The following is a 12,175-nucleotide window of genomic DNA, read 5'->3' as shown; positions in this document are numbered from 1 at the left end:
TTATTATGACTTAATAATGATTCTTGATGTAAATAAAAAGATTGATTTAATATAGTGTGTTCAATAATATATGGATATTATCCCTGTATCACGTCCTTCCTTGGGGGATGATGAGCTAAATGCAATAAAACCTGTTTTCGAAAGTGGATGGCTGGGAATGGGTTCACTGGTCTATGACTTTGAAGAAAAGCTAAAAGATTTTATTTCTGCTAAAAACGTAGTGTGTACAAATACCGGAACTACCGCGCTTCATCTTGCGCTTGAGAGTATTGGTATTTCAAAAGGAGATGAGGTTTTAGTTCCATCATTTACGTTTATATCAACTATTCAGGCAATATCAGCAACCGGAGCAAAACCGGTTTTTTGTGATGTCAGAAGAGAAGATCTGAATATTGATCCCAGTGAAATTAAGAATAAAATTACTGAAAAAACAAAAGTTATTATGCCTGTTCATTATCGTGGTTTACCATGTGATATGAATATTATAAATAAAATTGCATCTGAAAATAATCTGAGGGTTATTGAAGATGCTGCACATGCATTTGGTTCTTCTTATGATGGGAAAAAAATAGGTTCTTTTTCAGATATTGCATGTTTCAGTTTTGATCCGATTAAAAATATTACCTGTGGTGAAGGCGGAGCCGTTGTTTTTCAGGATGATAATTTATTGGAAATAATCCAGCAGAAAAGAATTCTTGGTATTGATAAGGATACCTGGAGCAGGTATAAAAATGAGAGGAGCTGGTTTTATGATGTGGTGACACAGGGATACCGCTATCATATGAGCAATATAAATGCAGCTATTGGTCTAGTTCAGATTGAGAAATTTAAAAAGATGAATGAAAGAAAAATATTTGCTGCAAAGAGATATGATGCTGCATTTTCAAATATCAAAGGAATTACAATATTGAGAAATGATAACTATAATGATATTGGTTTATTTACTTATGTAATGCTCATTGATAATAACCGTGACAAACTTATGGAGTATCTCAATAGTAAGGGTGTTGGTTGTGGTGTTCATTATATTCCGAGTCATCTGTTTTCGTACTATAAATCTGATAATGTAGATCTCCCTGTAACAGAAGAAATTTATGAAAAAATTATTACTCTTCCATTGTTTCCTGATATTACTGGTGGGAATATTCAACGAGTAATTGATGTTGTCTGTGAAGGTATGAAGATATTAAACAAATAATATGGCTCCTAAAGTAAGTGTAATAATTCCTGTATATAATGGTCAGCAATATATCGGGAAAACAATTGAGAGTGTTATAAATCAGTCTTTCAAAGAGTGGGAAATAATCGTTGTAAATGATGGTTCTACTGACAGAAGTTCTGATATTTTACATGATTATATTTTAAAACTTGGAAATAAAATCAGAGTTTATAATACTGCTAATGGAGGGGTAAGCAATGCCAGAAACCTTGGAATAAAACTTTCTGAATCTGATTATATTTCCTTTTTAGATCAGGATGATTGCTTTGAAAAGACCAAATTAGAGAAGCAGTGTAGTTTTTTAATTAAAAATCCGGATGTCTGCCTTGTTTATTCTAATTATTCAATAATTGATAATAATGATAATATTACTAAAAATAAGATTTTTGAAGATTCCGCATTAAAAAAGGGTTTTATTTTTGATGATCTTCTTTATTTTAATTTTATTGGAATATCTACTGTTATGGTTCGCCGCTCAGTAATGAACAGGGTCGGAGGTTTTAATTCTGATTACAGATTATGTGAGGATTTAGAATTATTACTCCGGATTTCTAAAATCTGTCAGATTGACTACATTAATGAATCTTTACTATATTATCGCGATCACTATCAGAGTTTTACCTATAAAAAAATTGATCAGATGATTGCTGAATTATGGAACATACATTCTTTTTGGAGAAATAAGGGAGAAAATATTTTTTTAAAGCATCCTTTAAGAGTTTTAGTATTATATCTAAAAATGTTTAATTTGAAATTAAAATCTCTAATTCATAAGGGCTGACTAAAGCCATATATACTTATTTCTTAAGTACCAGTCTATTGTTTTTTGGATGCCTTCTTCAAAAGTATATTTTGTATTCCAATTCAAATCTTTTATTTTATCGCAGTTTACAGAATATCTAAAGTCATGGCCGGGTCTGTCTTTAACAAACTGAATAAGATTTTCAGGTTTATTTAGACTCTTTAAAATAATTTTGGCAATATCGATATTCCGCTTTTCACACCCACCTCCAATATTATATGCTTCACCTTCTTTTCCTTTTTCAAAGGCAGTGAGGATCCCTCTACAATTATCCTCTACATATATCCAGTCCCTGATATTTTTTCCGTTTCCGTATATTGGGAGTGGTTCATTCTTCAGTGCTTTTAGAATCAATACCGGTATTAATTTTTCGGGATATTGGTGTGGGCCATAATTATTTGAACTTCTTGTAATTATTGTTGGGAGACTGTAAGTTTTATTGTAGGCTGAAACAAGCATCTCGGCACCAGCCTTGCTTGCTGAATACGGGGATGATGGATTAAAAGTATCTGTTTCAATAAAAGAACCAGCGTTTATACTGCCATAAACTTCGTCTGTGCTGATCTGAACAAATCTATCTATGTCGTTTTTTAATGCATAATCCAGAAGTGTATTTGTACCTAAAATATCTGTAATTACAAAATTATTTGAGTTTTCAATTGATCTGTCAACATGAGTTTCTGCTGCAAAGTTGAATATTATATCGCACTTTCCTGCTTTTAAAATATCATTAGGATTGCAGATGTCCCCATGTATGAATTCAATTTTCTCTCTAATATTTTTAAGATAATTTATATTTCCTGCGTAAGTGAGTTTATCAAGTACAGCTATCTCTTCATCTGGATATTGGTTTACGAGGAGTTCAACAAAATTTGATCCAATAAAACCAGCACCCCCGGTCACTAACATTCTCATAAAATGTCACCCGTGGATTTTTCCGGAATCCATTATCCATTTGTATGGGATGTCAGGAGCGTCCGGAGGAAGGCGGTATTCATCAGGTTTTTCATAGTTGTAAGGTTCTGTCGGAATACTGATAATTAATGCTTCATCATTTGAGATACATTTCCAGCCGTGATACACGCCCGGTGGAATAGCAATTAGCATAGGATTGAAATCGCCTATATGGAATTCGTTAACTTCTCTATAAGTATCTGAATTTTCCCTTGTGTCATATAGAACAACTTTAATCTGTCCCTTTACACAACATACAAAATCTGTCTGAATTTTATGGTAGTGCCAGGCCTTTACAACACCCGGATTATTGGTTGTCAGGTATACCTGACCAAAATTGTCAAATATTTTTTCGTCATTGCGCATGATTTCCATTAGTCTTCCTCTTTCATCAGGAAGAAATTTTAGGTTTTTTGTGTTTACTCCGTCGATCATAATATTACCTGTGAATTGTCTCCAATCATTAGAGATATTTCGTCTGATTGTTTATTGTTTTTATTAATGCTGACTGATTTACCAATTAAACTTTTAGATATTCTATTTATATCTATAATTTTTGCGTTCTCCATTACTATTGAATCTTCAACATTTGTATTTTCAATTGTAGAATTATCTCCTATGCTGGTATAAGGCCCTATTATGGAATTATTGATTGTACAGTTTTTTCCTATAATCATCGGTCCAAATAACTTTGAATTACCTTTAACTATGGAATTATCGCCAATTATTACTTCACCTGCTTTGGTACTGTCAATTATTTCTCCTTTGATATTTGTTTTGATTGTATCCAGAACCAGCCTATTTGCATCAATAATGTCTTCAGGCATTCCGGTATCTTTCCACCATCCTGTAACTCTTTTATACCGGACCGTATAATCCTGTTCTATCAACCAGTGGAGGGCGTCTGTAATTTCAAGTTCTCCTCTCCATGATGGTGTAATATTTTCTATTGCATCATATATCTTTGGTGTTAATCCGTAAATCCCTACTATTGAAAGATTTGTTGGTGGGTTTTTTGGTTTTTCAAGGAGTTTTACAATGACTTTGTTTTGTTCATCCACAAGAGCAACTCCATACTGTGTAGGATCTTCAACCTCTGTAAGGAGAATGCTGGCATCAACATTGGATTTAACGAAATCTTCTACGAATTCTTTGCTTCCCTCTTTTAGAAGATTATCTCCAAGGTACATTACAAAATTTTCATTTCCGGTAAAATCCTTTGCAATTTTCACTGCATGGGCAAGTCCTCTTGGAGCATCCTGATAAATGTATGATATTTTTGCATCCCATTTTACTGAAGAAACAGTTTCAATTATTTGTTCTTTATTTGGTCCAACAATTATTGCAATATCATTTATGCCCGAATCTATAAGGTCTTCAATGACGTAGAATAATATTGGTTTATTTGCAATAGGAATTAGCTGTTTTTGCTGGGAGTGGGTAAGTGGTCTTAGTCTTACTCCATGACCTCCAGAGAGAATTAGGCCTTTCATTAAATTATATTTGATAATATGAGATATAAGTATATGAGTTGGGAACTTTTTAAGTGAAGAAGATAACTTCTATATGTTATCCATTCTAAATATCAGAGGGATAATGGTTGAAAATAATATTAAGTTTTTGAATAATACCTCAAAATCTATTCGTAAAAAAGTTATTGAAATGACTGCTTATGTGGGTGGTGGTCATTATTCAAGTTCGCTATGCTGTGTTGATATTCTGATTTCATTATATTTTAATGAAATGAATGTAGATCCAAGTAATCCGTCAGATCCCGACCGAGACAGATTTATTTTAAGTAAAGGCCATGCTGCTCCGGGATTGTATGCCACTCTTGCAGAAAAAGGTTATTTTCATTCTGATGAGTTGTTAACATTAAGGCAATTAAACAGCAGATTACAGGGCCATCCTGTCAAAAGTTATAATTTGCCAGGATTAGACAGTTCTTCCGGTTCTCTTGGACAGGGAATTTCCGTTGCTGTGGGAATTGCCCTTGCAGGCAAGATGAATAATAAAAAGTACCGTGTTTTTGTATTGTTGGGGGATGGTGAGTGTCAGGAAGGTCAGGTGTGGGAGGCAGCAATGTCTGCGGCTCATTATGAATTAGATAACCTTGTTGTAATTATTGACAATAACAAATTGCAATCGACAGGATCAATTGATGATATAATGTCCTTAGGAGATATTAGTTCATGCTGGAAGTCACTGGGTTGGAATATAATTGAGATAAATGGGCATAATTTTGATGAACTTCTTAATGCTTATAAATTTGCAAATGAATCAAAGAATAAACCAACACTTATAGTTGCCAATACTGTAAAGGGTTGTGGTATTCCGTTTATTGAGGATAAAATTGAATATCACACCAAACCTTTGACAGAAGAAGAACTACAAGAAGGCATTTTGTATCTGGAGGGACGGTACTAATGTACGATCTAAATAATTGTAATAATAATCGAGATGCCTTTGGTAATAAACTATGTGAACTTGGTAAATTAAATGAGGAGATTGTTGTTCTGGATGCCGATTTATGTTCTTCAACTAAAACAGATATTTTCCGGGATAAATTTCCCGATAGATTCATAAATGTTGGTATTGCTGAGCAAAATATGCTGGATATTGCTGCCGGGATGTCTCTTTGTGGAAAAATACCCTTTGTAACAACATTTTCAATATTTGGATGCGGAAGAGGATGGGAGCAGATCAGAAACACCATTGCACTTGATAAATTAAATGTGAAAATGGTTATGACTCATTCTGGTCTTAGTCTTGGTGGGGACGGGGTTACACATCAGTCACTTGAGGATATTGCCATTATGAGGGCAATTCCAAATATGCATGTAATTATACCCGCAGATCCAGCAGAAACCCGATCTGTAATTGAATTTGCTGTAGATTATAACGGTCCGGTTTATGTCCGATTATCACGCAGAAAATCTCCTAAGATCTTTGACGATGATTACAAATATAATCCAAAAGAATATCCAATCCTAAAAGACGGAACTGATATTTCCATATTTACAACAGGTAATATGATAAGAAAAGCTCTTATTGCAGCAAAAAAGCTTGAAAATGAGGGAATTTCGGCAAAAGTAATCAATGTTCATACAATTAAGCCACTAAATAAAGAACAGATTATTGATATCGCCAAAGAAACAGGGCACGTAATCTCATTAGAGGAACATAATGTTATAGGTGGTTTGGGATCTGCTATAGCCGAAGTCTTAATTCAGAACTACCCAGTTCCAATGAAGATTCTTGGAGTTAATGATATGTACGGAACTTCGGGGAAAGTTGATGAGCTATTTGTACATTTTAATCTTACATCAGAGACGGTTATTGAATCAGCAAATGAACTGCTTAAATTTAGGTGATATAAAATGAAATTTTTTCTTGATACAGCAAATTTGAATGAAATCGAAAAATATTCTCATATCATAGACGGAGTTACAACAAACCCAAGTCTTCTTGCAAAAGAGATGAAAAGTTCCAGCCAGAATGATTTACTCAAAAAAATCTGCGACACCGTAAAAGGACCTGTCAGCCTTGAAGTCATCAGTCAAAATTGTGATGAAATGATAAAAGAGGCATTAGAACTATCTTCCATTGCAGATAATGTTGTTGTTAAAGTTCCGATGACACCTGATGGATTAAAAGCAACCAAAAAACTGAGTGAAATGTGTGTCAAAACAAATGTCACCCTTATTTTTTCTTCAAATCAAGCTCTTCTGGCTGCCAAGGCCGGTGCAACTTACGTGAGCATTTTTGTCGGAAGACTGGATGATATTGGATATTCTGGTATTAATATAGTAAAAGAAACTGCCAAAATCCTGGAAAATTACAATTTTGATTCAGAGATAATTACTGCCAGTATCAGAAACCCGATGCATGTTCTTGATGCAGCATTATCGGGTTCTCATGTTGCTACAGTTCCGCCAAATGTATTAACATTAATGTTTAACCACAATCTTACGGATGCGGGACTCCAGAAATTTATGGATGACTGGAGATCTGTAAAAAATAATTCTAATAATGATTTGTGATTACTATGGATAAAAGAATAATAAATCACATATTGGAACATAAAAAAGTAATTGATTCAATTATTTCTGATAATGTACTATTGGAGAATATAAAACAATCATCTGCTCACATAAAAAATTGTTACACTGGCAATGGTTGTGTATATCTATTTGGGTGTGGTGGTTCTGCTGCAGATTCACAGCATATTGCAGCTGAATTTATAAATAAATTAAATTTCTGGAGGAGAAGTCTTCCTGCACAGGCCCTCACAACTGATACTTCTATTCTTACTGCAATTGGGAATGACAGTAGTTTCGATGAAATATTTTCACGTCAGGTAGAAGCCTATGTCAATAAAAATGACGTAGTTATTGGGATTAGTACAAGTGGAAGGTCAAAATCTGTAATTATTGGATTAGAAAAAGCAAAAGATCAAGGGGCAGTCACGATATTATTTACTGGGTCTAATACTGATTATACCTCTGATCTGGCTGATATTGTTCTTAATATACCTTCAAATGTGACTCCTATGATTCAGGAAGCACATATAATGGTTGCACATATTATCTGTGAAATTGTGGAGGATGACTTATTTGAAAGATGAAATTCTAAGTAAATTAAAGAAAATTCAATTGCTTGTTCTTGATTTTGATGGGGTTCTTACAGACAATAGAGTATTTGTAGATAAAAACGGGGTTGAATCAGTAGCATGTAATAGAAGTGACAGTTTGGGTATTGAATTATTGAGAGAATCAAAAAATATTGATACTATTGTAATATCAAAAGAAAAAAATGCTGTAGTTAAAGCTAGATGTTCAAAACTATCAATTGAATGTTATTCGGGCATCAATGATAAACTGGAACTTTTAGAACGTATCTCAAACGATAAGAATATTTCACTAATTAATATTGCTTATATTGGGAATGATTCTAATGATGTTTCATGCATGGAAAATGTAGGAATAAGTGTGGCAGTTAATGATTCTCATGAAACAGCAATCAGCGTTGCAGATATTCTTCTGAATAAAAAGGGAGGATATGGTGCAGTAAGAGAATTTATTGATATGCTATTAGCTCAATAAATAAGTAAAAGAATTCTCAAAGGTTTTGAATATGTCAGTATATATTATTGCAGAAGTAGGAATTAATCATAATGGTGACGTTGAAATCGCAAAAAAACTAATTGATGCTGCGGTCGAAACAGGTTGTGACGCAGTTAAATTCCAGAAACGTACAATAGAAACAGTATATTCCGAAGATGTACTTAATTCAGCAAGAGAAAGTCCCTGGGGAACAACCCAGCGTGAACAGAAGGAAGGTCTTGAGTTTAGTAAAGAAGAATATGATGAAATTGACATTTATTGTAAGCAAAAAGGAATAGACTGGCTTGCATCAGCATGGGACATAGATAGCCAGTTGTTTCTGAGACAGTACAATCATAAATTCAATAAAGTAGCATCCGCAATGCTTACAAATATTCCTTTGATTGAGAAAATCGCTGAAGAGAAGAAGATGACATTTATCTCAACAGGGATGAGCACCTTTGATGACATTGATAATGCTGTAGATATATTTAAAAATAATAACTGTCCTTTTACTCTTCTTCACTGTGTTTCAACATATCCTTCAGCTGATGATGAAATCAATTTGTCTATAATGAATATTTTAAATGATAAATATGGGTGTCCTGTTGGATACAGCGGACATGAAGCTGATATTCTTCCGTCAATTATTGCTGCTGCTCTTGGCGCAAGCGTAATAGAACGACATATTACACTCGATAAATCTATGTATGGCAGTGATCAGGCAGCATCAATTATAAAGGAAGAATTAAGAGAAATGAACCAGTCAATAAGACGTATTCCTGCTATTATGGGAAGTACAGATAAAAAAGTCTCAGAACGTGAAGCAGGTGTTGCTAAAAAACTGAGATATTTTGAAGATAACTAAATTTTAACAAAAAAATACAGGAGCTCAAAATGGAATGTATTCTTTGTAAGAACAAAGATTTATCAATAATTTCACAACGTTTAAGGGGTGGGCCGGGAATTGTCTATTATTGTGATAAGTGTAAAATTGGAATCCTTAAAGAAAGAAAAGATGATTCTAAATTATTTTATGATGAGGAATATAGAAAACGTTTTGGTCCGGATATCGAAACTACTTCTAATTATGATGATATTTTTAATTCATATGTAAATTATCAAGAAAATCGACTTAAATTATTAAAACCTCTTATTAATTCTAATATGAGGTTATTGGAAGTTGGATGCTCAACAGGTCATTTTATTTACAATATAAAACCTTTCCTGAAAGATGTAATTGGGGTTGATTATGATTCCCGTGCAGCTGAATTTGCAAGTAAAGTTTGTAATTGTAAAACCTATGGTTGTGATTTAAAAGATTCAGGTTTGGAAAAAAAATCTTTTGATATTGTTTGCGCGCTGCAGACTCTGGAACATGTTGATGAGCCAATTGAGTTTTTAAAACTGCTTAAATCCTATATTAAACCAAAAGGTAAAATAGTGATAGAAGTCCCTAATTTGTTAGATCCACTATTGTCATTGTTCAATAATGAACAATATCATAATTTTTACTTCCATGAAGCTCATACATTTTATTTCACTCCGGATTCATTTATGCAAGTCATGAGGGCCGCAGGATATAATGGAGATATTTTATTTTTCCAGGACTATAATTTTTTAAATCACCTAAACTGGATATTATTGGGTAAACCTCAGAAAAGTTGCCATATGGGATTAAGTGAACCAAAATTTCCAATTGTGGATACAGTTGATAGCTCTATAAAAGATGAATTGAATCTTCTCATTAGTAATTTTGATAAAGATTATAAGAACATTCTTGCAAAATATGGGGTGACCGATAATATGATGTTTATTGGGGAACCTATTTAATTATTTTAGATTTATGTGTTGGTTTGTATGTTTGCATGGCAATTATTGTAATGTACATTAGTTATAATTGATAATTAATTTAGATAAATAATAAAATGAATAAATTGTGATTTCTGTGAAAATTGTTAATGAAGTGTGGGCTGTAATCCCAGCAAGAGGTGGCTCTAAAGGTATTCCTAAAAAAAATTTAATTGATTTGAATGGTTTCCCTTTAATAGCATATTCAATAATGTCTGGGATAAATTGTAATGAAATAACCCGGACAATTGTTTCTACTGATTCTTATGAGATTGCTAATGTTGCAAAAAAATATGGTGCTGATATTCCTTTCCTAAGGCCAAATGAAATTTCAACAGACACTTCCCAGGATATTTATTTTATTCTGCATCTCCTTAACTGGTATATAGAAAATGAAGGTATAATTCCAAAATATCTTGTAAATCTGAGGCCTACAACTCCACTCAGAAATCCGGGTAAGCTGTGTGAAGCAATTAATTTAATTAAGAATGATAAAGATGCAACTTCGTTGCGTTCAGTTCATGAATTATCTGAACCACCTCAGAAAATGATGAAATTTAATGGGAAATATCTTGATGGTTTTTTCCCGGATGACCCGCGCCCGGAATATTATAATTTACCAAGACAATTTTTTCCAAAGGCATATCATCCAAATGGATATATAGATATTTATTTGCCTAATTTAGTTCTTGATAATTATTCACTCTATGGGGATAAGGTTCTGGGTTATATTACAGAATATGTTGAAGAGATAGATACCATTCAGAATTATGAGAATCTTAAGTATCATCTTAAACAAATCAAATATGATCTCTAAAAATTTATGAATAATTAATGCTAGAGCTGATAATATGGCAGAATATATGTTTAACCAAAATCCTGTGGATGTTTCTGAAGTGGATACAAAATATCGTCAGATAAAAACAAAATTACCTGTTCCTGATTCAATTGTTTTATTGGAGGTACTAGATAAATATGAATGCAGATCTATGCATGGTCAATATCCAATTATCTGGGATAAAGCCAAAGATTTTCAGGTATATGATAAATATGGTAATTGCTGGATAGATTTTACTTCAACAATATTTGTTGCAAATGCAGGGCACTCTAATCCTGCCATTAAGGCTAAAATTAAAGAAGTTATGGATTCTGATCTACTTCACAGTTATACCTATATTACGGAAATCAGAATTAATTATCTGAAAAAGTTAATCGAATTTGTTCCAGAGTATCTTGAAAAAGCATTTCTTCTCTCTTCAGGCACTGAAGCAACAGAGTGCGCATTAAAATTAATTCGAATGCACGGAGCGAAAATTGGAAAAAGAAAAGGCGGAGTTGTCTCTTTTAATGGGAGTATGCATGGAAGGACACTGGGTGCCCAGATGCTTGGTGGAAATCCTGAATCCAGAAGCTGGATAGGCTATGAAGATCCAAACATTCACAGGCTTCCTTTTCCATATCCTTGGTTAGCAGAATCTATAGGTGATGAAGATAATTTTTGGAAGTCTAAATTTCATGAAGATATTAAGAGCCTTATAACTGCGGGAGTTGATCCTAAAAAGGATCTCGCTGGTTTTATAATTGAATCATATATTGGGTGGGGAGCTATTCTTTTACCTAAGAGTTATATTCAGGAATTAGTCAAATATGCAGGAGAAAACAAAATACTGGTTGTTTTTGATGAAATTCAGGGCGGATTTGGCAGAACTGGGAAACTTTTTACCTACCAACATTATGAAGTTGAACCTGATATGATCTGTTGTGGTAAAGGAATAAGTTCATCACTTCCACTTTCTGCTGTTATTGGCAGAAAAGAAATTATGGACATTCCGGAGATTGGATCTATGAGTAGTACCCATTCTGCAAATCCTCTCTGCTGTGCTGCGGGTTTGGCGAATATAGAAGTAATTGAATCAATGAATCTCATTGCTGAAGCTAAAAGAAAGGGAATCCTCTTATTTGAAAGATTAAATCAGATTAAAGCAAAGTATCCTGATTATATTTCATATGTTCTTGGTGATGGGCTTATAGCTGGTGTAATTTTTATCAATCCGGAAACCGGCGAACCGGATTCAGAGATTGCAAGTCGAATAGCTGAAAAAGCAATGCAGAAAGGATTACTACTGGTTCATACTGGAAGAGAATCAATAAAAATTGGTCCACCACTTACAATTACTGATGATGCACTTTATGAAGGTTTGGATGTATTTGAAGAATCAATTTTTGAGATTATTTATGAGTAAT

Annotated in this window: 14 protein-coding genes; 11 read left to right on the top strand and 3 right to left on the bottom strand. The window is 33.4% G+C overall.

Annotated features, from left to right (window positions below):
* Positions 1–100 precede the first annotated feature (100 nt).
* A complete protein-coding gene (locus tag METLIM_RS14070) occupies positions 101–1,198 on the top strand; it encodes a DegT/DnrJ/EryC1/StrS family aminotransferase (RefSeq protein WP_052300932.1) in 1,098 nt (365 codons plus the stop codon).
* Between the two features lies 1 nt (position 1,199).
* Positions 1,200–2,000, top strand: coding sequence for a glycosyltransferase (locus METLIM_RS14065; RefSeq protein WP_004079559.1), 801 nt, complete (start codon positions 1,200–1,202; stop codon positions 1,998–2,000).
* Here METLIM_RS14065 and rfbB read toward each other — a convergent pair whose 3' ends face one another.
* The 3 genes from rfbB to METLIM_RS14050 are packed head-to-tail and all read right to left on the bottom strand — an operon-like array spanning position 2,001 to position 4,468.
* The gene (rfbB, locus tag METLIM_RS14060; protein WP_004079557.1) at positions 2,001–2,936 is read right to left on the bottom strand and encodes a dTDP-glucose 4,6-dehydratase; all 936 of its coding nucleotides are present in this window, start codon (positions 2,934–2,936) and stop codon (positions 2,001–2,003) included.
* 6 nt (positions 2,937–2,942) lie between these two features.
* The gene (locus tag METLIM_RS14055; RefSeq protein ID WP_004079556.1) at positions 2,943–3,410 is read right to left on the bottom strand and encodes a dTDP-4-dehydrorhamnose 3,5-epimerase family protein; all 468 of its coding nucleotides are present in this window, start codon (positions 3,408–3,410) and stop codon (positions 2,943–2,945) included.
* Positions 3,407–4,468 (bottom strand): glucose-1-phosphate thymidylyltransferase, encoded by a 1,062-nt coding sequence (locus METLIM_RS14050; RefSeq protein WP_004079554.1) that lies wholly within the window; start codon positions 4,466–4,468, stop codon positions 3,407–3,409. Before METLIM_RS14050 ends, METLIM_RS14055 begins: the two co-directional genes overlap by 4 nt.
* A 103-nt stretch (positions 4,469–4,571) precedes the next feature.
* On the opposite strand from METLIM_RS14050, the gene METLIM_RS14045 reads away from it, so the two are divergent.
* From METLIM_RS14045 to METLIM_RS14005, 9 genes are all read left to right on the top strand, one after another.
* On the top strand, positions 4,572–5,402 hold the full coding sequence (locus METLIM_RS14045) for a transketolase (protein WP_004079552.1): 831 nt from the start codon (positions 4,572–4,574) through the stop codon (positions 5,400–5,402).
* Positions 5,402–6,349 carry a transketolase family protein gene (locus tag METLIM_RS14040; RefSeq protein ID WP_004079550.1) on the top strand — a complete coding sequence of 316 codons (948 nt, stop codon included), beginning with the start codon at positions 5,402–5,404 and terminating at the stop codon, positions 6,347–6,349. Before METLIM_RS14045 ends, METLIM_RS14040 begins: the two co-directional genes overlap by 1 nt.
* Before the next feature lie 6 nt (positions 6,350–6,355).
* Positions 6,356–7,018: a fructose-6-phosphate aldolase gene (gene fsa / locus METLIM_RS14035; protein WP_004079548.1), complete on the top strand. Its 663-nt coding sequence runs from the start codon at positions 6,356–6,358 to the stop codon at positions 7,016–7,018.
* Between the two features lie 5 nt (positions 7,019–7,023).
* The gene (locus METLIM_RS14030) at positions 7,024–7,602 is read left to right on the top strand and encodes an SIS domain-containing protein (RefSeq protein ID WP_004079546.1); all 579 of its coding nucleotides are present in this window, start codon (positions 7,024–7,026) and stop codon (positions 7,600–7,602) included.
* A complete protein-coding gene (locus METLIM_RS14025; protein ID WP_004079544.1) occupies positions 7,592–8,080 on the top strand; it encodes a KdsC family phosphatase in 489 nt (162 codons plus the stop codon). Before METLIM_RS14030 ends, METLIM_RS14025 begins: the two co-directional genes overlap by 11 nt.
* Positions 8,081–8,111: 31 nt before the next feature.
* A complete protein-coding gene (locus METLIM_RS14020; protein WP_004079542.1) occupies positions 8,112–8,948 on the top strand; it encodes an N-acetylneuraminate synthase family protein in 837 nt (278 codons plus the stop codon).
* Between the two features lie 29 nt (positions 8,949–8,977).
* Positions 8,978–9,913: a class I SAM-dependent methyltransferase gene (locus METLIM_RS14015; RefSeq protein ID WP_004079540.1), complete on the top strand. Its 936-nt coding sequence runs from the start codon at positions 8,978–8,980 to the stop codon at positions 9,911–9,913.
* A 115-nt stretch (positions 9,914–10,028) separates the two neighbouring features.
* A complete protein-coding gene (locus tag METLIM_RS14010) occupies positions 10,029–10,748 on the top strand; it encodes an acylneuraminate cytidylyltransferase family protein (RefSeq protein ID WP_169312407.1) in 720 nt (239 codons plus the stop codon).
* A gap of 34 nt (positions 10,749–10,782) precedes the next feature.
* Positions 10,783–12,174 (top strand): aspartate aminotransferase family protein, encoded by a 1,392-nt coding sequence (locus tag METLIM_RS14005; RefSeq protein ID WP_004079537.1) that lies wholly within the window; start codon positions 10,783–10,785, stop codon positions 12,172–12,174.
* Position 12,175 lies beyond the last annotated feature (1 nt).

Source organism: Methanoplanus limicola DSM 2279, from assembly GCF_000243255.1.
GTDB lineage: Archaea > Halobacteriota > Methanomicrobia > Methanomicrobiales > Methanomicrobiaceae > Methanoplanus > Methanoplanus limicola.
Note: the sequence above shows the minus strand (reverse complement) of the source record. Positions and strands in the feature narration are given on the sequence as shown.

Bases quoted from the DNA above. Each gene is read 5' to 3' on its own strand.
- METLIM_RS14050 (WP_004079554.1), bottom strand. From the start codon at position 4,468: ATGAAAGGCCTAATTCTCTCTGGAGGTCATGGAGTAAGACTAAGACCA.
- METLIM_RS14015 (WP_004079540.1), top strand. From the start codon at position 8,978: ATGGAATGTATTCTTTGTAAGAACAAAGATTTATCAATAATTTCACAA.
- METLIM_RS14045 (WP_004079552.1), top strand. From the start codon at position 4,572: ATGGTTGAAAATAATATTAAGTTTTTGAATAATACCTCAAAATCTATT.
- METLIM_RS14040 (WP_004079550.1), top strand. From the start codon at position 5,402: ATGTACGATCTAAATAATTGTAATAATAATCGAGATGCCTTTGGTAAT.
- METLIM_RS14055 (WP_004079556.1), bottom strand. From the start codon at position 3,410: ATGATCGACGGAGTAAACACAAAAAACCTAAAATTTCTTCCTGATGAA.
- fsa (WP_004079548.1), top strand. From the start codon at position 6,356: ATGAAATTTTTTCTTGATACAGCAAATTTGAATGAAATCGAAAAATAT.
- METLIM_RS14030 (WP_004079546.1), top strand. From the start codon at position 7,024: ATGGATAAAAGAATAATAAATCACATATTGGAACATAAAAAAGTAATT.
- rfbB (WP_004079557.1), bottom strand. From the start codon at position 2,936: ATGAGAATGTTAGTGACCGGGGGTGCTGGTTTTATTGGATCAAATTTT.
- METLIM_RS14005 (WP_004079537.1), top strand. From the start codon at position 10,783: ATGGCAGAATATATGTTTAACCAAAATCCTGTGGATGTTTCTGAAGTG.
- METLIM_RS14020 (WP_004079542.1), top strand. From the start codon at position 8,112: ATGTCAGTATATATTATTGCAGAAGTAGGAATTAATCATAATGGTGAC.
- METLIM_RS14065 (WP_004079559.1), top strand. From the start codon at position 1,200: ATGGCTCCTAAAGTAAGTGTAATAATTCCTGTATATAATGGTCAGCAA.